This window comes from Chitinophaga sp., from assembly GCF_035538455.1.
Taxonomy (GTDB): Bacteria; Bacteroidota; Bacteroidia; order Chitinophagales; family Chitinophagaceae; genus Chitinophaga.
In genome coordinates this window covers 1-22,976 of record NZ_DATLKJ010000269.1, presented here as the reverse complement: position 1 = coordinate 22,976, position 22,976 = coordinate 1, and the positions used below count along the sequence as shown (strand labels likewise).

Genomic DNA, 22,976 nt, shown 5'->3' with positions numbered 1-22,976 from the left:
TAAGGCTTTTTCTTTTAAATCGGGGCTAGATTCGAACCAGTTTATTGAAGACTTATTAATACACCTACTCATTCGCTATCTTCAAAATTTCATTCAAAATATTGACAGAAAACCTAAAATTAGTTTTTTGAATACTGTCTAACAATGGCTTAATAGCTTTAATTAAGCCCAGTTCCTTTGCTCTTAATAAAATCCCTAAAGTACCAGTATAATTGAGGTTCAACTTATCAGCTACTTTCCTTGCCTTCAGATCATCAAGAATAAGTAATGCAGGATCATTTTCAATCGCCAGAGAAATAGCACTGGCCTCACCTTTATCCACTTCAAGCTCCAGTATAGCCTGGTAGTGCAAGTCAGCTATAGGTTTTATCGTTACCCATTCTGGAATGCCTTTCCCAAATTCTTCAGCTATCGTCGATGTGGTAGTAACATTATTAAAGAGCTGGCGCAGCAAATCAAACGAATCTATTTTATCTAACAGAATAAAACAGCTGGTATCTGCGATAACTACATTATATTTTTGAGGCATCTTTCCGAATATCAGAGATAGGATGGTTAATCAATGAAACATCATAATCACCTAGCACTTCAGAGAAGGCAACTTTAGAAAGACCTGCCAACTCTGCCGCCTGGCCAAGCGACAATCTGCCTATCTCATACAATTTAGCTGCAAGGAACCGTGCCGTCTCTTTTGGGTCCAAGTCAACCTTTTCCGGGATCTGTAACGTAATAGTACTCATAAACTCCCTCCTTTTTAATCAAACAGGCGAACTACTGCTTTTGAAAAAGTATATCTTTTTTCAAATTTAGATAAAAAAGCAGTGCAATACCAATTCTTCTTCCAATTAAAGAGACCTTACAATATTTCTATCGTGAGGTCTTTAATTGGGGTAACAGGATTGGAACCGGCAGTCTTTTCATCCCTAACAAAGCCCGCTACGTCTGGATATTGTCACACTTTTACAGTCTGCTGGCTGCCGGAAGCCACCCTTTCGTTTACTTAGAAACTGATACCTGCCCCCTGATCTCCCCACCTGGATAAGCTGCGGTATGAATATTAACATACCATTTTCCGGCGGTCAGATCAGCAGCCTGGCTTACTGTAAGAATAGCATTACCTGAAACACTGCCATAAGTCCCGGCAGGAAAACCAGTAATGCCTACCTGTACGGCCGCACTTTGCCCGACGGCCGCAGGGCCATGAAAGTGCATTCCTGTAGCATCCCCGGTAAGGCCGGTCCAGGTTAGGGTGTAAGTAATTTTATAGGTGGATGGATCATAAGTTCCTGTCAGCGAACCAGTACCGCCAACAGTATTAGGAGGAGTTTCCTGTGCACCGCTAAGAGAAGCATTCACGTTCATGGTAGCAGGCGTAGGATTACCTCCACCGCCATATCCACCTCCACCACCACTACAAGCAGCCAGCCAGACAGTTGGTATTACCATACTGTAAGCCAGCAAAAGCTTTCCCCAAAAACGAGGAGAAAATATGGTATTCATAACACTTTTTACAGAGATTACGTATAATACCCCTGGCGGGTTGCCTGTTAACGCATCTCTCGATGCGCTCATTTCTTTTTCTGTCGGGATAACCGGATTCGACATTCTAATTTATAAATGTCGATAATCAAATTATTATAGACTTTCCACGCTTCCTGTTCACCTTTCTGCCTACAGAAATAATTTAATATATAATCGCCACTATCCTAATTTCAAGCGCTCTTCCTGCAGGTCTAACAAATATAGTTGCCGGCGAATCAGATCTTCATTTATATCCGGTTCTTTATTTAGCTCAGTAAGATACCTGCGTTGCACTTCGATCGACGCTATATATACCTGCTTTGTTTCTTCGCTCATCCAGTCATCATCGTCAGCTTTTTCATTTTCTTCCCAATGCTGCATCATTTTTTGGAAGACGACACTGTTTTGTAAATGCCCGTTATCGTATTTATGTTTCAAAAACGTACGCACCTCCTTTCTTAAGCCACTTTTAATTTTTTTATCCTGTTCATCCTCCGACGAATCGATAAGAAGGCGGCGGTCAAACACGTTAGATTTCGTGATAAAGTAAGGTAACGTAAGCCCCTGCACCACAAGCGTAAGGAATATGACTACAAAGGTTATCAACAAAATAAGATTGCGTTGCGGAAATGCTACGCCATTATACATAACCGGTATCGATAATGCAGCTGCCAGCGACACTACACCGCGCATACCGGTCCAGCCCATAATCAATGGCACCAAATATGCGCGCCTCGGAATTTCGGCAGGCAATATTTTTCTTCTGAAAATAACAGTAGCCAATTGTGCGATATAACAACAAATAATGCGGATAACAATTAATACGACGGTTACCAGCACACCATAACCGATAGCTGTACTTATGGATATGCCCTCCGTTCTTAATCCTTTTACAATGTCGGGCAATGCCAGGCCAATAATAAAAAATACAATCCCGTTAAGCAAAAAAATAAAACTTTCCCATACACTAACCGCCCTTAAACGGCTGCTGCCGCTTAAAAATGTAAGCCATTTTTTAGAAATGTATAAACCGCCCGCCACTACTGCCAATACGCCGGAACTGTGCACCTGTTCTGCAATCCAGTACATAGCATAAGGCTCCATCAGGATGAAAACAGTATCCGTAGAGGCATCGGTGGGCAGTAGTTTATGCATTTGTACAAAAATCCATCCCAGCAACAACCCTATACCTGTGCCGCCAATAATCATCCACAAAAAACTAACTGTGGCATCTTGCCATATAAACTGGCCCGTGCCCACAGCTATCAATGCAAAACGGAAAATAATAAGCGATGACGCATCGTTCACAAGGCTTTCGCCTTCTAACACTGTCGTAAGCACTTTGGGAATTTTTACAAATCTTGTAATAGCGGCAGTACTTACTGCATCGGGCGGCGACACAATGCCACCCAGCAAAAATCCTATGCCGATGGAAAAACCGGGAATAAAACGATTGGTTACAATAGCTACTGCAAGTGCTGTGATAAACACTACGAGAAAAGCAAAGCTGCCGATCATACGCCACCATTTACGCATTTCTTTAAAGGATGCTGCACCTGCCGAAAAAAATAATAGTGGCGGTAGGAACACCAAAAAAATCAAATCAGGGTTGATATGTATATCCGGCAGGCCGGGAATAAAGCCAATGAGTAAACCACCCATTACCAATAATATAGGGTATGCAACCTTCATTTTTGTAGCCAGCATATTCAACAATACGATGACCGTAATCATTGCCAGAAAAAAAGGGAGTAATGCGTGCATACAAATTTATTTCCAGTGTAAATTATGACTTGGTGTACATGAATAAAGAGGCAGCAGCCTCACTGCTAACGAATACAATATAAATATTTTATTCATTAATTATTTAAATTACAGGACTTAAAGCCACCTTAACCCTGCTGGAAAATGAAAAAGGATAATTTAGTATTCAGGAATATTATGAACACTGCAGGCATTACCATCCTGGTATTGCTTCTATCACTACTGATAACCCTATTGTTTATTGACAAAGTGGGAATCGATATTCATTTCAGTGATACATACTACGTGATAGCCTGGCAAGCAGCCTTTATTATGATTAGCCTGTTGCTGCTGTCATTTGCCTTTGTAACATTGTCAATCTGGACCAAATTCCGGCAACGACATTACTTCTATATGTTGATCCTGGTGTTGCTTGCCGACGCCTATATCATCATCCGATGGTTCCTCCTCGTACAAGGTGTCTGGAACTTGAGATTATCAGCTTGTTTGTAGTAATTCACCTACCTGATGGGAGGATCGGGAGGTATTACATAGGTAACTGTTGAAATCCTGGTAATGATTAGGTTTTTCAAATACACCTCATATACTGTATATAGGTGTTCAATCACCTCTTCCGGGGCTTCGTCAGATGCAAGATACTGTTGCAACTGCAGATTATTTCATCTTGTATACTACTTGGCAGTTCTTTAAACTAATAAATGCTCCTTTATCGTGTAATGCTTTGTTTATTGTGGGCTATGCTAACCTAATACCTTCTAGCTTAGTTATCCATTCATTAAAATGTGGGCATTTGTTTCGCAACTCTCCTAATCCAATATCTTCCGCTACTAAGGGACCAACTTGCGCTTTCTGACCTTCATAAGCTGGTAAATATTTAATAATTCTCTTTGACGGTGCGGTTTGATGAGACTCATTAATTTCTTCCGGCCTCACATTTCCAATATCCCTCTTCAAGGATTTTATGCCGCTCTGTGCGTCGGGATACATTGTAATCAATCTATCAGGGTCAACTAAAACAAATGCTTCAAATTCGTGTAATTGCACATAAGGAATAAATCGGGAATAACCAATATTTTCTGCAATGGCAGACTCCAAAGCTCTGATTTTTTCATAGGGATTAGCAAATGCTTGTATAGCTGCAGTGTATGGACTTTCACTATCCGTAGGGAAAGCATACAAATCAAGCATACTAGTATACCAAAACTGAGTATGATTCTTATCCGATTGTATCCATCTTAATACATCATTACGAAATTTTATATATTTGAGTAATCCACCTTTTGCTGGTCTATTGCAAATTCTGTCCCAACCTGTTTGTATTTTACGTACAGAAACAAAAATATCTAATGATGCAAAATGCTTCACTAATACATCATTTACAAATGCTTCTTCAGTGCTACCTTCCACAATTATATTCAAATACTTCATGGGCGACCTCCTATTATGTTTTTCTCCCAAATTTGACCTGTAGAAAATTCCTCCAAATAAACTTGCAAACTTCCAATATCCGGTCTATGGTACTCAGAACTTCTTCCTTTTCGATCAATTACAACCAAATCATCCAGTTCAAAATTATTTACAAGACTAATCGATTGAGTAGCCACAAAAACCTGACAATGAGAAGACGCTGCTTTAATTAAACCAGCAACTGCATCTATCGCGCTTGGGTGCAAACCTAATTCCGGCTCATCTAAAAATAAAACCGATGGTAAGTCTTTTGGATTTTGAGCTAAAAGACTTATCAAAGCAATTGTTCTTAGCATACCATCAGATGCTTGGCCTGCATTAAAAATTTTATTTGTACCCGTTTCTTTCCATTTTAAAAGGACTTGACCAAACTCCTCGTATAACTCAAAGTCATCGAAGAATGGAAGCACTAATCTGATATATTTTATTACTCGTTGATAATAAGGTTTTTCATTACGTTGCAAACGATATAAAAAACTACCTAAATTCTCTCCATTCTGTTTCAACCATCGTCCATCGGCTACTGACCATTTTAAGCGCATAGGAGCAGTATCGCTAGTATTATGAAATTGATATACAATTAATTTCTTTAATAAACTTAAAATTGTAGCTGCTGTTGTATTAGTAACCGCCGGCAATTGCGCCTCATCATGTCCTACACCGCATGAACTACATTTGGGTTCCGTATGAACTCCTTTTCTAGCAAATCGATATTTTTCTTCTTTAAAAACTAACTTGTCAGGTTTAGCAAACATTAAGCTAAACTGATATTCATTAATACCTGATAAGGTCTCTAACTCAATATACGCATCTATGCTTTTTGTAACATCAGCACCATCATGTAAAATATCATTTGCACCTCCCAAATATGCAACGTATTCTTGCAATTTCCCATCTGAATTAAGCATCCAGCTCAGAAACTTGAAAAAAGAAATAAAATTACTTTTACCTGCACCATTAGGACCAATAAGAATATTAATAGGGCAAGTTTTAAAATTCTCAATAGATTTTATACTTTTATATCCCTTAATAGTAAAAGATTTTAGTTTTATATCTGACATAACACCCTCTTTTAAATTATTTTCAATATTTATTCCTTTTTTGTACTTATTCTATTCTGAACAATCATTAATGCTTCATTGGCATATTTTTCATCTTCTATTACTTGCAGAATTTTGTCAGCAAGCCAAAGGGATAATAAATCGGCTTCGTTAACCGTATAAATCTTGGATAATTTTTTCAAATGTAAACGGCTAATGGGTTTTTCACTATTTTCCATCTTACTGATGTAGGCAGTATCAACTTGCAACTCAGCAGCCACCTGTCTTTGAACTAATCCTTTTGCTTCCCGCAATTCTCTTAGTTTCTCTCCTAACATAGTTAACCTATTTTAATCTTGTCCTAAATTGGTCAAATATACTCCTTATTTTCAATGTTGTCTGTAAAAGTAATAAAACGAAGCTCATATGGTGCCGCTTAAAAAGCGATTTAGCCAGTAGGATTGGGTTTAATAGCATGTTTACGAACGTAAAAAAGTGTCCAGGGCCTGTTGACACATGTATATATCGTACATGATATCGACCAGCTTCTTTATCATTGTTTCCAACCTAAACAACTTGTTCTTCATTATACTGTCCACAACCTAGAAAACTACGAAGAATTTCAGTGTCATTTTTCAAAAGATTCCTTATCAGGATAGCATCTCATCAAAATGCTGTACCATAATTCACTATCACTATTGAGGTATTAAAATTGTCGTTAATCTTACACAATACGGTTTTTCATAAGAAGTGAACCTAGCTGGATTCAAACCTTAGCAAATCCTTTACTATATTGAATTTTAATATTCTGGGGTGGGAATAATACATTTTTTTAAACTAAAGAATCCGCTCTGAGATCGGGTTCTTTAGTTTAAAAAAAATTGTCAGGGTGAGCAGGACAATTGCCGAACTCATTTCTGAAGACTTTAAAGGCTTCCAAAGAGTTTGTAATCTATAATGGAGGTGTAAGTACCCCATTTAAGTGGCGGCGGTTATTTGATTTTTTTCCATCTCCTGAAGTCGCATTGTCCACTCATATAGTGTGAGATTATTCAAAGATTCATGCAGCCTTCGTTGATTGTACTCATCTATTCAAGTGACTGTCAATTCCTTTATCTGATGAAGATCTTCGAATATGTATTCGTCCAGTACAATTTCTCTGCAAAGGCGGTTGAAACGTTCAATATATCCGTTTTTCATTGGTCTTCCAACCTGATATATTGTAGTCTGATGCCGTAAGTGTTGAGCCATTGTTCAAAATAATCGAAAGTAGATTCAGGCACGTTATCCGTTCCCCTACAACATCCCTAGTAAAAGGGACAGTGACACTCTCCTCCAATCCTATATCTTAAACTAAAAGACGGGGTACAACCCATCTTCACTTATATTATTATCCATAAATTGTGGCTTTCCTAAAACCATACAACTTCTGCTGCGTGCCAATTTTTTTTTTCAAATCACAGCTTGCTGTTACCAGGAGAGATTATACTCACCTTTTTAAGAATTGACTAAGCTCACAAGAAAAATTTCACCGGGCTAAAAATATTAGGAATTAAGAAGTGATTAACATTTACCAGAAATCCGTTTGTTAGCTTAGTGTCAAAACAATTAATATGAAACACATCAGATTTCAACATGACGTAAAGGAAGGTGGTATCGAGGTTCAATTCGACCTAGATTATGATGGACAAAAGCCCATTGTCAGAAATATTTCTATACACAGTAGTTTCAATCCAGAACTGCAATTGCCCATCCATCCCGAATTAGTGCAGCATGAAGGTAAATGGCGGTTCAAATCAACCTTCAAAACTAAAGATGAGAACGGTAATATGACAGACAAGTATGAATACACATCCGGAAAATTGGCAGATGACTTAATCGAGTTAATTCTTGCGAAAGTGAATGAAGAAATTCCACATTTTTAATAATGGATAATCAACTGGGAGTGTCCTTACATTCCCGGTTGGTTAATTACGCCGCCATAGGAAACACCTCAATTTCCCCACCCTTGTTATACCTCCTCATCTGCACAGCCATTCCACGTTCTGGTATGTCTATTACAACACCTACGTCGTGTTGAATTAGCAGTTCGAACCTTTCAGAGTATTTGGAAAATGTCATAGCTATATCTCGCAAATCTCGCTACTGTATGGAATTCCATCTCCCATCCCAAAAAAACTACAAAAATTAATATTTCCTCAAGGTGTGTATTACAGTATGGGAAAAGGCATATTTTTAACCTCAAAAATCAGTGAAGTATTTGCCCTCTTTGTAAATCTGAACAGCGATTGTGAAAAAAATAAAAAGACAGGATGGCTTTGACACCATCCTGTCAAGTCGGGATGACTGGATTCGAACCAGCGGCCTCTTCGTCCCGAACGAAGCGCGCTACCGGGCTGCGCTACATCCCGTGTGGGAGCATGAATTTAATAACCTTTTTCAATTTGTGCCAAATTTTTCTTTACTCCAGGTAACCCCGTATTCATCACAACAATAGCTCCTGTAATGAGGATGATACCCACCCATTGCCAGCCACTCACTTCTTCCTGTAATACAAGGTAGGCAAATACTGCGGCAGCGGGGATCTGCAGGCAAGTGACGATGCTGCTCAACCCCACGCCAATAACAGGCATACCCCTGACATACAACAGCGGTGGCAGTACCATACCAGCAACCGCCAATATCCATCCCCATTGCCAAAGAATCTCTACATCAAAATGCTGCCAGAGCGTACCACCCCATACCAGCGATACGGCTGCAAGGCAACCAAGACTCAGCCAGAGCGTCCGGCGTAGCGGCGATTTGTTCACGACAATTCGCCCGGAACAATAAACAGAGATGGTATTAGCCACCGCGGCCAGCAGCCCGAAACCCACACCGGCTGCACTTATAGACGCCCCCTTGTGCAATATCCCGGTAGCCAGTATAGTGCCGGCAAGTATCACCACTACAGCCCCGGCTTTCAATGCAGATGGAAAACTACGGGTAAGGATACACTCCAGTAAGATACCCATCCATACCGACTGCGCCAACAGTACAATGCTGGTGGAGGCAGCACCATAGCGTATAGACAAAAAATAAAAAGTACTGATCATTCCTACACAACAACCGTGCAGCATTACCTTCCCCTTCTCCGCAAGGGTGAACGACCTGCTCCCCTCCCACTGCTGCTGCGGCAGCAGGTTCAGTAATGCCACCAATACGGTGCCCGTCAGCACCTGTGAGAAAGTAATGGAAGGGATGTCATATCCGTCGTGCTGCGCAAGCCTTACGAAGGTGCTAAGTATGCCGAAGCTTACAGCACCTCCTGCTACAAAAGCTACTGCCTTTCCTTTATTCATGCTCATTTTATTTTATAGGCTACTCTCAAGGTGGGCCGCACGCCTTCGGGCCGGTTCCTGGCAGCCGTTTCAAAGAACACCTTCAACTCCGCTGCCAGTCCGCCTTTAGTGACGTAGCTGATGCCAGGGCCTATCGCCAGTACCTGTTCACGTGTATCACTGATACCGTAGGTGCGCTGATAATACTGATGATCGCCGCGGAAATCATCCTGTGCAAGCTGCTTCAGATAATAGCCCGCCACTTCGGCGCGCAGGGTACTGACAATACGCTGCTCTGCAGAGAAATTGATGTTGTAAAACATACCGGAGCGTGCATCTGTACCGATCTTTCTGAAGTTGTAGTTGAAATTGTTACGCGTGCTGATGCTGAAATTCTTTGCAGGGAATAACGTGAAGGCATAATAACCGGTAAGTGTATAAAACCTCGATGAAGGATTCACATCATACTGTGGATTATAAGCACCCAGCGGCGCCGACAAGTCAACCTCTACCCTGTGCCAGTAAGCCATGCCAAACAGTTTCCTGTTGGACCACTGCACTACCGGTCCGAATATGAGACCGCCAATAACACCCGGATTAACTGATGGTGCAGATCCTCCCTTCCCGGCAGACAATTTCACTACCGGCAGCAGGGCACTGAATGCGAGGTTGCCACCAAATACCCTGACAGATGACTCATAAATAAATTGATGCATAGACAACAAAGAACTGATCTCGGCAACACCATGTCGCTCCCGTCCCTTTACATCGTTCAGCCGCTGCGGCTGATATATCTGAAGATAATGCACATAATAAAGACCAGGTCCCGGTGACACGCCGTCCTGCATATTGGCCATACCCAGGTTAGTGGCGGGCAGCGAAGGGTCCTGCGCAGCGCCGGTAAATGTTGTCAGTAAAAAGAGCGATGTTGCGGTTATTATATTGCGCAGCCACATGTTCAGCTTAGGTTTATTTGCCAAAATTAGCGGGTGCCAACGCTTCAAAAAATTAAGGTACCTTTAGAAAATAAATACACCTCAGGAAATCAGGGAAAACCATGTTCGATAATATACTGAAGAATATTGCCCGCCATGTTACTCTGACCGGGGAGGAAGCCGCTGATTTCTGCTCACTGCTGGAAGTAAAGCAGGTTAAAAAAAGATCACATCTCATCCGGTTTGGCGAACTATGCCGCCATGAAGGATACATCAACAAAGGCAGCTTCCGTACTTTCTTCAGGGACGCAGAAGACACGGAACACACCATATATCTCGCCATAGAAGACTGGTGGATATCCGATCTTTACAGCAGAACATTCAAAACGCCATCGCGATATGAAGTGGTGGCGCTGGAAGATGCAGAAGTGTTCCTTATCAGCGACGATAACCTGGAAGCATTCCTGAAACGTGTTCCTTGCATGGAACACTTCTATCGCAAGCTGTTTCAACACTCCACTGCTGTATACCAGGACCGTCTGCTGCAAGCCCACCAGCTCACAGCTGAGGAGCGTTACCGTCGCTTCAGAGAGAAGTATCCGGAATTCGACAGGCGTATTCCTCAGAAGTATATCGCATCTTACCTTGGCCTCACACCTGAATTCTTCAATACTGTACGGACACAGGTACTGAAGAAAGGATGATCATTTATATATAAAGCGGAAATTATTTTGTCGGAGATTAATAACCAATGAAACAATGCAACAGAAAAGTACCTTCAGCCTGTCAAAAAGACTACCAGAACAGCACAGATCCATCGCCACACTACTGGCCTTCGCACTGATACCGGTTTCCGGCCTTGCCACCGACATTTACCTGCCCTCCATGCCCCACATGGCCACCGGCCTCGGTGTCCGGGAAAGCAACATACAACTGACACTGTCATTGTTCCTTGTCAGCTATGGCTGCGCACAACTGATAGCCGGCAGCTTCCTCGACTCTTTCGGCCGCTACCGCCTGTGTATGGCCGCCCTCTTTATCTTCAGCATCTCTGCTATCATCACCGCCATCTCCGGCAACATAGTCGTGATATGCGCCATGCGCATTGTACAGGGCATTTGCACAGGTATGATAGTAGTATCGAAGAGAGCCTTCTTTGTAGACGTGCATAAGGGCGAGAAACAAAAACATTATCTCAGCATCATGACCATCGTATGGTCCTCAGCACCCATTATTGCGCCATTCATCGGCGGTTATCTTGAAGCGCATTTCAACTGGCGCGCCAACTTTTTTGTATTGGCTGGTTACTGTACTTTATTGCTGGTACTTGAATATATTTTTTCCGGAGAAACGATTGAACACTACCATCCCCTGCAACTCCGCCCTATCCTTCGTAATTATGGCGAAATGCTGCGTGCGGCCGATTTCGTATATGGATTGATCATGCTTGGCCTCTCATATGGCATCACGATGATCTTTGGCCTGTCCGGACCCTTCATCATTGAACACCAGATGGGATACTCACCGGTAGTAGCCGGCTACGCGTCACTCGTGATGGGCCTGGCCTGGATGTGTGGCGGATTCCTGGGGAAAGCAATGATCCGGAAAGAATTCCTTCCCAAACTGCGCAAAGCCTGTATCATACAAATCATACTGATCATCGCCATGATCACTACCACTCCTTTGCTGAACAACATCTGGAGCATGATACTCTTCGCCTTCTCCATTCATGTAACGGCAGGTTTCATCTTCAACAACTATTTCGCCTACAGCCTCAGCCGCTTTCCCCGTATGGCTGGTATGGCCGGAGGACTCACCGGCGGCATGGCATATATGATCACTTCCGTAATGAGCTATGGTATCGCCAGTATTATCGGCGCGAATTCCCAGCAGACACTTGGTTACAGCTACCTGGTGATGGGCGTGGTAGGTTTGGGGATTATGCTGGTGAACAGAACACAACAGCCTGCAACAACTGTAACCGTAAAATAACATCTTCCCTTCCTTCTCCTCCTATGACGGGGGAGGAAGGTTTTCTTCTCTGTAACATCAACAGATATACTGCAATCATTTCCCCCGGAAAATCTCCCTATACATAAAATAAATTTATTCTGTATATTTGGTCACTACCAAAATCTGCGTTGTAAATAGAACTGCTTAGATAAACGAACAATGAAAAATCAATAGAGCAATTCCTGGCCTAAATAAAGTGTAGCCCGTACTGTGTAATTCCGTATCCTGTTCCCGTGCCATTAATGCTCTTCCCGAAAATCCGAAACACGCAGCAGTAATCCTGGTAGCCGGCTGTAGTACTATCCATGTTAAAACAATAGTTACCTCTTTAAACCAAAATCAGTTTGCAATGAAAAAAACGTTACTCCTCCTGTATCTTGCCGTCTCGGGCCTGTATGGCAGCTCGTTGGCGCAGGTGCAACCTGGTGGCCGCAAAAACTACGACATCCTGCATGTCAATGGTAAGAAGGCGCCACCAGCCGGTGTGAAAAACAAAATCGCGGAAGCCGTCGGCCAGAATCCCCTCACAAAGGCATTTCCAGGCCAGCAGTACTATCTGCTGCAATTCTTCGACATTCCTCCTGAAAGTAAAAAAAATGAATACCGGCAATATGGTATAGAGTTGCTGGATTACTTTCCTAACTACGCCTACTACGCCTGGTTCTCAAAAGACGTTAACCCGCAGCGCCTCAATCAGCTACAGGTAAGGGCAGTGCTGGACATCGACAGTACCCTGAAACTCGCACCGGAACTGCTGAGTGGTAGCTATCCTGCCTATGCCTATAATAACGGCATACTTCAGCTGGACGTTACTGCTTTCGCCAACGCAGACCTGAACGCACTGGTTTCCCGGCTGGCACAATACGGCGCATCAGTGAAGCCGCTTGAACCTGGTTCCCGGATTATTCATATAACCATTCCCGTTAGCCTGCTGGGCACACTCACCGCAGAGAAGCAGGTGCAGTTCATCGCCCCCACACCACCACCGCCTGAACCGGAATACGATCAGAATAATTTCGGTCGCTCCAATGTGATTAACAGCGGTTACAATGGTATCACGTATAACGGTAAAGGCATCACCACGATGGTGCGTGAAGGCGATGGTGTAAATGACAACATTGACTATGCAGGCCGCCTTACGGTAAAAACCAGTGAACCCGGCGGTCCCGGGAGTCACGCCACAGGCTGTGCCTTCAGATTGGGAAGCGCCGGCAACATCGACCCGTCCACGCGCTCCAACGCCTGGGGCGCCAACATCCTGTCGATGGGCGGAGGCAACCTCTTCGATCTCTACGACAACGCCACCAAATTGCGTATCGTAAATATGAGCTACGGCTGGGGAACTACCGGTGGCTACAACGGCGAATCCAATGAGCACGACCGCCTTATCCGTACCCGCCCGGAAGCTATGCTGGTATACTCTTCCGGCAATTCCGGCGGCGACACTACACGCGGTGGTATGTACAACGGCATTCCCGGCTGGGGTAACCTTACCGGCCAGCCCAAACACGCCAAAAACCTGCTGGTAGTCAGTGGCACCAACTATGAGGATGTATTCTACGACTGGACCTGTAAAGGCCCCGCCTACGATGGCCGCGTGAAACCGGAGCTTTCCATAGAAGGATCTGAAGGCACCTCGTTCGCAGCCCCCAAAGTAGCCGGTATCATGGCCATTCTCTACGATGCCTATAAAACAGAAACCAACAGCAACACCCTGAAGTCAGGTCTGCTGAAAGCGGTACTCATGAATACCGCCGACGATATATACAATCCCGGTATCGACTTCAAAACAGGCTATGGCCGTCCTAATGTAAGAAGAGCTTACCAGGTAATCCGGAAACAACAGTTCATCACCGACAGCATGGCGCAACAGGGCAGTAAAAACTTCACCGTTACCGTTCCCACAGGCACCAAACAACTACGCGTGATGCTCTACTGGACAGACTATGAAGCCTCTCCCGGTGCTGCACGCGCCCTGGTGAACGACCTTGACCTGACCGTGAGCAGTCCCGGCGGAACAGCGACCCTCCCCTGGGTGCTGGACACCACACCCGATCCGGCGAAGCTCAACCTCCCGCCCACGCGCAAAGAAGATCACCTGAACAATACCGAACAAGTCACTATCGACGATCCTAACACCGGCGACTATACGATCAATATCTCCGGTTACCAGGTACCACAGGGTACACAGGAGTTTTATATCGTCTATGAGTTTGTGAAAGACGAAGTAGTAATGACCTTCCCCATAGGTGGAGAATCGCTGAAACCAGGCGGCCAGGAATACGTCCGCTGGGATGCTTTCGGTACGTCAGGCACCTTCGACCTGGAATACAGTGCCAACAACGGCAGCAGCTGGACATCCATCACTACTGGTATTCCTGCTGCCAGCAGGGCGTATAAATGGTCAATGCCCGCCGCATACGGCAAATACCTCGTTCGTATTAAACGCGGCAGTCAGGCTGATACGTCAAAACCATTCAGCATCTTCCCCATTCCTGCCAACCTGAAGACAGATTGGGTTTGCGCCGATCAGATGCAGGTACGCTGGAACAAAACTGCACAAACCAAAGAGTATGAAGTATTCCGTCTTGGTGAAAAATACATGGAGCCAATAGGCAGAACTACAGATACCGTAATGACCATAGCCACCGATTCTTCAAAAGAAGAATGGCTCGCAGTAAGGGCGATAGGATTAAACGGTGAAGAAGGACTGCGCACCATCGCCTTCAAAAAAGAGAAAGGTGCTTATCGTTGCAATAACTTCTACACAGGCATTGCACAACATATCAGGAAAGATACTTCGCTGCTTACGGGCATTATTAACCCGCACGGGCAAACGATAGACAACATCTTTTTTGAATATGGCCCCACTACCACCTACGGCTCACAAGTGGCCATACCAGGCACTTTCACCGGGATCAATGATATAGCGGTACAACAGTATGCTGCCATTACGCTTACCGGCGACAGCACCTGGCATTACCGCCTCAAGGGCAAAGTCAACGGGCAGGATATTTATGGAGATGACCGTCAGCTGCAACCCGCTCCCGGCTTTGCGATGCAATTTACCGGCAACGAGTCGCTCGTTGTAGGCAACAACAATGCCTTCATCGGCGCGAAGCCGCGTACGATTGCCCTCTGGGCCAGAGCCGACGCCTTCAACAACGGCGGCCTGTTCTTCACCGGCGCTACCGGTACCACCTACGGCGAGTTCTCACTCCGTACGCTCACCAGCGACAACAGCTGGCGCGTGCAGCTCTGGAACAACAACAAGGACTTCACACTGCCCGACAGTAAAGGTGAATGGCACCACTTTGCCCTCGTATACAATGGTACACAGCTGAGCTTCTACTACGACGGCGCATTGCAATCTACCTGGGCAGTTACACTCGATACCAAAGCCAGCGCCATCAATTTCGGTACATGGAATGGCACCAAACTACAAGGACAACTGGATGAAATAAGCGTGTGGAACACCGCCCTCACTGCTGACCAGGTGCGGAAGATGATGCATCACCCACTGGCTGGTAATGAAACAGGACTCCTGTATTATACCAACTTCGATGATTTCGGCCCACAGGTATATGAAGCAGTGAGCCGCCAGGAACTGACGATCAGTAACGGGCCTGCGAAAATACCTGCTACCATCCCTGTCGGACCAGGCGCTACTGCTACGTTCACAGAACCTGCTGCAGGCTTCACTTCCGGAGGCGCTGCCTTTGCGTATAACCAGCAAAACGCCGCAGCGCTGGCCATCAGCAGCATGGCGCTGAACAACTACAACAAAGGTGGACTCCCCACCGTATACACTCCGCTGGCCAACGGCTACTGGATAGGCCATCGCTATGGAACCGGTAACCTCGATATGAATGTGACGCTGAAAGCTGACCACTCATTACAGGGCCTGAATCCGGCTAAAATAGTACTGATGGGCAAACAACCCTATGCCGCCGGCAAATGGGGTTTTGTAGCCCTGGCGTCATCAGTTGACACAACGCAACAGACCATCACCTTCAACAACCAGAAAGCCTATACGCAGCTGCTCCCGGTATATATCGACAGCGCCTTTGCTGCCGGCAGCGCGGACACGCTTACCCTGACAGATGCCAGGACCGGCGCGGTGACAGCCCCTGTTTCGTTTAGTCTTTCCGGTGTCAATATCACAGATACACTAGTCGTACGCGCGCCCGACGGGTTCCTCGTATCCCGCTACAGCGACAGCGCATACAGCAAACAGTTCAGCATCGCTCCGGTGAACGGCGCCGTGAAGGATGTGAAAGTATATGCACGCTTTGCACCCGTATCAGCCGGTATCTTCAGCGGTAACATCACCGTAACAACCGGCGCTAAAACGCTGGCAGGAACCTACGTAAGGCAGCAGGCCGTTACACCGGAAACCACCGCCGGAAAATCCATGAGCTTTGATGGCAACGGTGATTACCTCGATATAGACAATCTCAACTGGCAGCCGAAAGAGTTCACCATCGAATGGTGGCATAAAGCCAAATCTGCTAAAAACTATAACCAGTCTATCGGTAACGGCTGGGGATCATTCCTGGTACATGCCGATAACACCGCTGGTCTCAACATCGGCGTAGCTAACAACACCAGCTCACGCCTGCTGGTAGCCAACGCATTCAGTGACCTGAATACCTGGCACCATTACGCTTATACCTTTAAAAACGGTGAAGCGAAGATCTATCGCGACGGTGTGCTGAAAGACAGCAAGCCTTCCTCCGCTTACCCGCCCATGTGGAACACCTTCCGTATAGGCGCTTCCGATGGTAACTCCATAGATGGGGAAATGGAAGAATTCAGAATGTGGTCTGTAGCCAGAACTCAACAGGAGATCAGGGAAAACATGCACCTCACCCTTAAAGGCAGCGAACCCGGACTGAAAGTATATCTCCAGTTCCAGGACGCTGAAAACGGTGTAGTGGATGTATCAGACAACGCATACCGCATAAGACGTTCCGGTGATGCCGTACGCGTAACTTCCGCTGTTCCGGTAGCACAGGGCGTGAGCCAGACCAAAACAATTACCGCAGACGGCTATACGCTGTTTGGACAAACCGGTATAGGCCTTGCCTTCGGCAATGGTTCCAATCCATCCGGAGAAGTGGTAATCTCAAGGTTACAGGCTAAACCGGATGTAAGCATCACACCTGCTCCTATCGGCAACGCCTACTGGGTAATCCGCAACTACGGCGCCAACGCTACCTTCACCGGGCTGACACAAGTGCTGCTGGACAGTCTTACTCAAACTGGTACTGATACCACAACCAGCGCAATCTACAGCGCTTACAGCCGCAAGTTCAACGATGTCGGTAATACCTGGGCGCCGAAAGCCAGGAGCACCAACATCAGCAACAACCAGTTAGTGTTCACGATTGACAGCACCAATAACTGGAATAGTTTTGGTCAGCTGGCCATCAACAGACTGGCAGTAACATCACCGGATACGCTGGCAGGACAAGCCTTCCAGTTCAACGGCAACAACGGCTATCTCGACATCACCGGCCTGAACTGGAAACCAACTTCCTTCACTATTGAATGGTGGCTCCGCACCCGTTCATCGAAAGACTGGAACCAGTCCTTCGGTAATGGATGGGGATCATTCCTCGCTCATGGCAACAACAACGGCAGCATGAGCATCGGCGTAGCCAACAACAGCAATTCACGCATGGAAGTACCCGGCGCCTACAGTGATCCGGACACATGGCACCATTACGCCTATACGTTCGACAACGGTCAGGCCAAGATCTACCGCGATGGCGTGCTGGCCGACAGCAAAACTGCTTCCAGCTTCCCGCCATTATGGAACAGCTTCCGCATCGGCGATGACAATGGCAACACCCTCGACGGTGACCTCGACGAATTCAGAATGTGGTCTGTGGCCCGCACAGAACAAGATATACGCGAGAACATGCACCTCACGCTGAAAGGCAACGAAGCAGGACTGAAAGTATATCTCCAGTTCCAGGGTGCACAACCTGGTTATGTTACAGACGTAACCGCCAATCATTATGTGGCAGCAATCAATGGCAATGTAACTACCGTGGCTTCCACCGTTCCCGTAGGAGCAGGCAGCAGCCAGACATTGACAGCAACGGCAGCTACCACGCTGGACTACGCGCAACTCGGACTACGTGCCGCAGTAGACAGCGCCGCCACCATTATGGTGAGTAAACTGAATACACTGCCAGACCATTCTATCAACACGGCTCCGCTGTGGATTCTGCACCAGTTCAGCGGCGACCGCAAACTAACAGGTCTGCGAAATATCATCGTACGCCGGCAACAGGACCCGTCGCGCAACTTTGTGCTGCACAGGCGCGCCTTCAACACCTACGGCAATACCTGGGATACTGTCACCGTCAACGGCTGGCAGGACAGTGCAAACGTCAGCTTCCGTATAGACACTGGTCTCTCCGGTGCACGGCAACTCGCCATCACAACGGCTACTAACCAGCAGCCTTTTGTACAAATCATACAACCGGCTACCAATGAATCCTTTGGTCGTACAGCTATTACCGTTAGTGCCACCGCCTTCGATGCAGATGGAACAGTGAGAAAAGTGGAATTCTTTGCAGGTAATATGAAGATAGGTGAAACGGCTGCCCAGCCTTATACCATCACCTGGGGACCAGTATCCACCGGTAGCTATGCAATCACCGCCAGAGCTACGGATAATGCAGGCGCTGTAAGTATCTCCACGCCTGTAACTATCTGGGTGAACAACCCGCACGACTGCACAGATCCTGACTGGTCTGCCGCCAAAGCCTATATCAAAGGCGACCGCGTTACCTGCAACGGGTTTGTGTATGTGGCACTGCAAAATGTTACAGGAACAACACCACAGCGGAATGGCCAGGGCCCCTGGAGTAAAGTAGGTCCGTGTGGCAGAGGCAACGCTCCGGCAGATACCTCCGCTACATCTGCACACACTGCACTCACTGCTGCCATGAAAAGTGTATCGGCTTTCCCGAACCCAACCCTTGGCAGCTTCTATGTAACACTGCCACAGGTAGCCTATCGCAGCGGCACCCTGAAAGTGCTGGATAGCAAGGGCATACCCGTATACGTACAGGCATTGCAAGGCAACACCTCTACACAGCAAAGAGTGGATATCAGCGCACAACCGCAGGGTATCTACTTTATACAGCTGATCATAGACGGACAGGTAGTAACGTTGAAGATAATACGATTATAAGACCGACCATCTGTATAAAGCAAAAGGCCGTCTCATCAATTGAGGCGGCCTTTTTACTTTTACCATGATGATCGCTATCTGTTTAAAATAACCTTTCCGTGATATACTTCCTGCTGGCCGGTAATGATCTGTATAAAATAAATGCCATGAGAAAGCTGTGATGATAATGTAAATCCGTTCTGCGTAAGCCTTTCCCTTTGTACCTCACGACCGTTGATGTCTCTTACTATTGCCTGGCTGCCAGAGAGATCTTGTTTAACTGTAAACCGGATAATGCCACTTGTGGGATTAGGATATACGCTTAATTCTCCGGCGAAATGATTTACGGTCTGTTGTGGCAGTCCACAAACATTCACTTTCACCTTTACAGGTCTGCGGAACTTATACTCACATTGCAGCTTGGAGGTAACATAGTAAGTAGTGGTAACCGCAGGCCCTACTTTGAAATAATTCCCCGTAAACAATAGATTGCCTCCTACCGGTGCATCATACCATAGGGTATTAAAGGCATCATTGATGGGATTATAGGCATGCAGCGTAACACTATCACCCCTGCAGATTGTTACACTGTCGGCATCTACATTCGGTGCACCGCCATCCCCGCTGAGGAGAAACTTCAGGAATGTGCTATCTGACCGGCATCCGCTGACAGGGTCAACAGCCTGTATATAGGTTTCTCCTTGTGCAAATACGGTAGGCGAAAAATCAGGCGTCACAATCGTGTCTTTGTTGACCACTACAAATGAAGTGTCATAGATAGTCTGGAAGAGGAATACGTAATTTATTTTCACGCGATAACTATAACCCGGTTGATGATTCAATATGGCAATCTTCACAGGACCACAGGTGAAAGAAGGAGTCACGGATACAACCGGGTCGGGTATTTTTTTAACGGTTACTTTTACCGGCTTGCGTACCGGGTTTTCACAAACGATAGACGTTGCAGCATAATAAGTAGTTGTCACTGCCGGACTCACTTTATAGTAACTGCCGGTGTACAGCAGGTTGCCCCCAACAGGCTTATCATACCAACGCATAAAGGCCCCGGCGAAAACAGTATTGTAGGCATGCAGCGTGACACTGCCGTATTTGCAGATAGTAACACTGTCGAAGTCCACAATCGGTACGCCCCCGGAAGCGTTGATGTTATAAATCTTATGCACGCTATCAGACTTACACCCGGTAACAGGATTGACGGCCTGTATGTAAATATCTGCCTGCGCCGTTCTGGGCGCCACAAAATAGGGGGTATTAACCGTATCCTTATTGACAACTGTATAGGATGTATCATACAACGGTGTACCGAAAAAACTGAACTTAACGGTTACACGGTAATCCACTCCGGCCACATGGTTGGTAACAGGAATACCAAAACTTTCACAGGTCAACCCTTGTGGCACACTGTATACAGGGTTCACTGGCTTGGGATTAACAATCACCTTCACCGGCTTGCGCACGCTCTTGCAGGTACCAACGGTAGCCTCTGCATAGTAAGTGGTAGTAACAGCAGGTGTGACCGTATAACTGCCTCCCGTAGCAAGAAGGGTACCACCGGTGCTGGCATTATACCAGCGAATAGTACTGCCGGGAGCCGCCGTAGCGGTAACAATTGTTGACTGCCCGCCACAGATCGTGATGCTGTCGGTACCATTGGGAGGCGCTACTGATGGTTTACGTAAAGCAAAATAAATCCGGAAAGAAGATAACAGGCCTACAAGACTGCTGCTCAGTGTCACCTTCACGCGATCAAATGTTTGTGCAGGCTTTAGTAATATCTCCCCATCCTGGTTACCCTGGAGTATCCGCAGAATACTGGTGGAGATAGCTTGTGCATCATTATTAGGAGTACTTCCATTAAATGTCTGAACAGTAACTCCTCCAAGGATAGCAGCAGAAAGAACTGCATTACTGCTGCCAATACGGATAATCAGGGAATCGCATCCTGTTGTGCTGGCCGCCGGGAAGATGAGGGTCTGGTAAACGGCAACATCTAATAGTCCGACTGTAATAGAAAAGGTGGAATAGTCTGTAAGGTTGGTGTTAGTGACCGCATTCCCGGAGTTGAGCACACCGCATCCGATGCATAGACCAGAAACGCCATTATTCTCTGTGTTGGCGTATACCTGGGCATTCGCCTGCTTCACCAGGAGACATAGCAACATGAATAGACAGACGGCTGTCTTTCTCAGCATGTAAAATTGAAGTTTCATTAGTTTTTGGGTTTATGGAGTATCATATAAAAAACCGCGTATGGCATGATTAACATCTATTACCAGGGCTGATGGACCTGCGGTTGAACAAAAGGCCGTCTCACGATATTGAGGCGGCCTTTTTTACCTATATCATGTGATGATGTTTATTTGTTTAAAATAACCTTTCCGCGATATACTTCCTGCCGGCCGGTAATGATCTGTATAAAATAAATGCCGTGAGAAAGCTGCGATGATAATGTAAATCCGTTCTGCGTCAGCCTTTCCCTTTGTACCTCACGGCCGTTGATGTCTCTTACTATTGCCTGGCTGCCAGAGAGATCTTGTTTAACTGTAAACCGGATAATGCCATTCGTTGGGTTAGGATACACGCTTAGTTCCCGTAGGTTGTTTGCACCCGCTTTGAGATGATCGTCGTCCTGTTGTAACGGGCTACAAACATTCACCTTCACCTTCACAGGCCTGCGGAACTTATACTCACATTGCAACTTGGAGGTAACATAATAAGTAGTCGTGACGGCAGGACTTACCCTGAAATAATTACCCGTAAACAAGAGATGACCACCCACCGGCGCATCATACCATACGGTGTTAAAGGCATCGTTAATGGGATTATAGGCATGCAGCGTAACACTGTCACCTCTGCAAATAGTAACACTGTCGGCATCTACATTCGGTGCACCACCATCGCCACTAAGGAGAAATTCCGCGTATGTGCTATCTGACCGGCATCCGCTGACAGGGTCAACAGCCTGTATATAGGTTCTTCCCCGTGCAAGTACAGTAGGCGAATAATCCGGTGTCACGATCGTGTCTTTGTTGACCACTACAAATGAAGTATCGAAGAGGGTTTGAGAGAGGAATACATAATTTATCTTCACGCGATAGCTGTAACCCGGCTGATGATTCAATATGGCAATCTTTACAGGACCACAGGTGATAGAAGGTGTAAAAGATACAATCGGGTCGGGTATTTTCTTAACGGTTACTTTTACCGGTTTGCGCACCGGATTTTCACAAACGATAGAGGTGGCAGCATAATAGGTCGTAGTAACTGCCGGACTCACTTTATAGTAACTGCCGGTGTACAGCAGGTTGCCCCCAACGGGCTTATCATACCAACGCATAAAGGCCCCGGCGAAAACAGTATTGTAGGCATGCAGCGTGACACTGTCGTATTTGCAGATAGTAACACTATCGAAGTCTACAATCGGTACGCCCCCGGCAGCATTGACGTTATAGATCTTATGTACACTATCTGATTTACATCCGGTAACAGGATTGATCGCCTGTACATAAATATCTGCCTGCGCGGTTCGCGGCGCTATAAAATTGGGGGTGTTAACTGTATCCTTATTGACAACCGTATAGGAAGTATCATACAACGGTGTCCCGAAAAAACTGAACTTGGCGGCGTCATCAACATCATCAGCGCGCGGCCGTCGCTCACGAAGATGAGCGGCTCGCTCATCGCGCCGTACGGCAACTTCAAC

General features: G+C 45.9%; 17 protein-coding genes and 1 tRNA gene. 5 read left to right on the top strand and 13 right to left on the bottom strand.

Features of this window, described 5'->3' with window-relative positions:
• Window positions 1-64: 64 nt before the first annotated feature.
• From VM802_RS30680 to VM802_RS30665, 4 genes are all read right to left on the bottom strand, one after another.
• Entirely contained in the window at window positions 65-529 is a 465-nt protein-coding gene (locus VM802_RS30680; protein ID WP_325538079.1) for a PIN domain-containing protein, read from the bottom strand.
• A complete protein-coding gene (locus VM802_RS30675) occupies window positions 513-740 on the bottom strand; it encodes a UPF0175 family protein (protein WP_325538077.1) in 228 nt (75 codons plus the stop codon). Before VM802_RS30675 ends, VM802_RS30680 begins: the two co-directional genes overlap by 17 nt.
• 256 nt (window positions 741-996) lie before the next feature.
• Window positions 997-1,500 carry a CHRD domain-containing protein gene (locus VM802_RS30670; protein ID WP_325538075.1) on the bottom strand — a complete coding sequence of 168 codons (504 nt, stop codon included), beginning with the start codon at window positions 1,498-1,500 and terminating at the stop codon, window positions 997-999.
• A 201-nt stretch (window positions 1,501-1,701) separates the two neighbouring features.
• On the bottom strand, window positions 1,702-3,285 hold the full coding sequence (locus tag VM802_RS30665) for a Na+/H+ antiporter (RefSeq protein ID WP_325538073.1): 1,584 nt from the start codon (window positions 3,283-3,285) through the stop codon (window positions 1,702-1,704).
• A gap of 144 nt (window positions 3,286-3,429) precedes the next feature.
• Here VM802_RS30665 and VM802_RS30660 point away from each other — a divergent pair, with 144 nt between their 5' ends.
• Window positions 3,430-3,777, top strand: a complete 348-nt coding sequence (locus tag VM802_RS30660; protein WP_325538071.1) for a hypothetical protein — start codon at window positions 3,430-3,432, stop codon at window positions 3,775-3,777.
• 243 nt (window positions 3,778-4,020) lie between these two features.
• Here VM802_RS30660 and VM802_RS30655 read toward each other — a convergent pair whose 3' ends face one another.
• From VM802_RS30655 to VM802_RS32465, 4 genes are all read right to left on the bottom strand, one after another.
• On the bottom strand, window positions 4,021-4,713 hold the full coding sequence (locus tag VM802_RS30655) for a DUF4276 family protein (RefSeq protein WP_325538069.1): 693 nt from the start codon (window positions 4,711-4,713) through the stop codon (window positions 4,021-4,023).
• On the bottom strand, window positions 4,710-5,813 hold the full coding sequence (locus VM802_RS30650; RefSeq protein WP_325538067.1) for an AAA family ATPase: 1,104 nt from the start codon (window positions 5,811-5,813) through the stop codon (window positions 4,710-4,712). Before VM802_RS30650 ends, VM802_RS30655 begins: the two co-directional genes overlap by 4 nt.
• A gap of 29 nt (window positions 5,814-5,842) precedes the next feature.
• A complete protein-coding gene (gene relB, locus VM802_RS30645; RefSeq protein ID WP_325538065.1) occupies window positions 5,843-6,130 on the bottom strand; it encodes a type II toxin-antitoxin system RelB family anti-toxin in 288 nt (95 codons plus the stop codon).
• A 754-nt stretch (window positions 6,131-6,884) separates the two neighbouring features.
• Window positions 6,885-7,043, bottom strand: a complete 159-nt coding sequence (locus VM802_RS32465) for an integrase core domain-containing protein (protein WP_414647148.1) — start codon at window positions 7,041-7,043, stop codon at window positions 6,885-6,887.
• 362 nt (window positions 7,044-7,405) lie between these two features.
• On the opposite strand from VM802_RS32465, the gene VM802_RS30635 reads away from it, so the two are divergent.
• Window positions 7,406-7,717, top strand: coding sequence for a hypothetical protein (locus VM802_RS30635; RefSeq protein ID WP_325538062.1), 312 nt, complete (start codon window positions 7,406-7,408; stop codon window positions 7,715-7,717).
• 412 nt (window positions 7,718-8,129) lie between these two features.
• Here VM802_RS30635 and VM802_RS30630 read toward each other — a convergent pair.
• From VM802_RS30630 to VM802_RS30620, 3 genes are all read right to left on the bottom strand, one after another.
• Window positions 8,130-8,203 (bottom strand) — tRNA-Pro (locus VM802_RS30630).
• A 15-nt stretch (window positions 8,204-8,218) separates the two neighbouring features.
• Complete coding sequence (locus VM802_RS30625) at window positions 8,219-9,133, bottom strand: DMT family transporter (RefSeq protein WP_325538060.1); 915 nt, start codon at window positions 9,131-9,133, stop codon at window positions 8,219-8,221.
• 2 nt (window positions 9,134-9,135) lie between these two features.
• Window positions 9,136-10,068 (bottom strand): SphA family protein, encoded by a 933-nt coding sequence (locus VM802_RS30620; RefSeq protein WP_325538059.1) that lies wholly within the window; start codon window positions 10,066-10,068, stop codon window positions 9,136-9,138.
• A 101-nt stretch (window positions 10,069-10,169) separates the two neighbouring features.
• Between VM802_RS30620 and VM802_RS30615 the strand changes: the two genes are divergently transcribed.
• From VM802_RS30615 to VM802_RS30605, 3 genes are all read left to right on the top strand, one after another.
• On the top strand, window positions 10,170-10,751 hold the full coding sequence (locus VM802_RS30615) for a Crp/Fnr family transcriptional regulator (RefSeq protein ID WP_325538057.1): 582 nt from the start codon (window positions 10,170-10,172) through the stop codon (window positions 10,749-10,751).
• Window positions 10,752-10,806: 55 nt separating this feature from the next.
• Window positions 10,807-12,039 carry a Bcr/CflA family efflux MFS transporter gene (locus VM802_RS30610; RefSeq protein ID WP_325538054.1) on the top strand — a complete coding sequence of 411 codons (1,233 nt, stop codon included), beginning with the start codon at window positions 10,807-10,809 and terminating at the stop codon, window positions 12,037-12,039.
• A gap of 370 nt (window positions 12,040-12,409) precedes the next feature.
• Window positions 12,410-19,273, top strand: coding sequence for a LamG-like jellyroll fold domain-containing protein (locus VM802_RS30605; protein ID WP_325538052.1), 6,864 nt, complete (start codon window positions 12,410-12,412; stop codon window positions 19,271-19,273).
• 74 nt (window positions 19,274-19,347) lie between these two features.
• Here the strand turns inward: VM802_RS30605 and VM802_RS30600 are convergent, their stop codons facing one another.
• Window positions 19,348-21,483, bottom strand: coding sequence for an Ig-like domain-containing protein (locus VM802_RS30600; protein ID WP_325538050.1), 2,136 nt, complete (start codon window positions 21,481-21,483; stop codon window positions 19,348-19,350).
• Window positions 21,484-21,629: 146 nt separating this feature from the next.
• The coding region (locus VM802_RS30595; RefSeq protein ID WP_325538047.1) for an Ig-like domain-containing protein at window positions 21,630-22,976 on the bottom strand (1,347 nt) is incomplete at its 5' end.

Bases quoted from the DNA above. Each gene is read 5' to 3' on its own strand.
- VM802_RS30680 (WP_325538079.1), bottom strand. From the start codon at position 529: ATGCCTCAAAAATATAATGTAGTTATCGCAGATACCAGCTGTTTTATT.
- VM802_RS30675 (WP_325538077.1), bottom strand. From the start codon at position 740: ATGAGTACTATTACGTTACAGATCCCGGAAAAGGTTGACTTGGACCCA.
- VM802_RS30670 (WP_325538075.1), bottom strand. From the start codon at position 1,500: ATGAATACCATATTTTCTCCTCGTTTTTGGGGAAAGCTTTTGCTGGCT.
- VM802_RS30665 (WP_325538073.1), bottom strand. From the start codon at position 3,285: ATGCACGCATTACTCCCTTTTTTTCTGGCAATGATTACGGTCATCGTA.
- VM802_RS30660 (WP_325538071.1), top strand. From the start codon at position 3,430: ATGAAAAAGGATAATTTAGTATTCAGGAATATTATGAACACTGCAGGC.
- VM802_RS30655 (WP_325538069.1), bottom strand. From the start codon at position 4,713: ATGAAGTATTTGAATATAATTGTGGAAGGTAGCACTGAAGAAGCATTT.
- VM802_RS30650 (WP_325538067.1), bottom strand. From the start codon at position 5,813: ATGTCAGATATAAAACTAAAATCTTTTACTATTAAGGGATATAAAAGT.
- relB (WP_325538065.1), bottom strand. From the start codon at position 6,130: ATGTTAGGAGAGAAACTAAGAGAATTGCGGGAAGCAAAAGGATTAGTT.
- VM802_RS32465 (WP_414647148.1), bottom strand. From the start codon at position 7,043: ATGGCTCAACACTTACGGCATCAGACTACAATATATCAGGTTGGAAGA.
- VM802_RS30635 (WP_325538062.1), top strand. From the start codon at position 7,406: ATGAAACACATCAGATTTCAACATGACGTAAAGGAAGGTGGTATCGAG.
- VM802_RS30625 (WP_325538060.1), bottom strand. From the start codon at position 9,133: ATGAATAAAGGAAAGGCAGTAGCTTTTGTAGCAGGAGGTGCTGTAAGC.
- VM802_RS30620 (WP_325538059.1), bottom strand. From the start codon at position 10,068: ATGTGGCTGCGCAATATAATAACCGCAACATCGCTCTTTTTACTGACA.
- VM802_RS30615 (WP_325538057.1), top strand. From the start codon at position 10,170: ATGTTCGATAATATACTGAAGAATATTGCCCGCCATGTTACTCTGACC.
- VM802_RS30610 (WP_325538054.1), top strand. From the start codon at position 10,807: ATGCAACAGAAAAGTACCTTCAGCCTGTCAAAAAGACTACCAGAACAG.
- VM802_RS30605 (WP_325538052.1), top strand. From the start codon at position 12,410: ATGAAAAAAACGTTACTCCTCCTGTATCTTGCCGTCTCGGGCCTGTAT.
- VM802_RS30600 (WP_325538050.1), bottom strand. From the start codon at position 21,483: ATGAAACTTCAATTTTACATGCTGAGAAAGACAGCCGTCTGTCTATTC.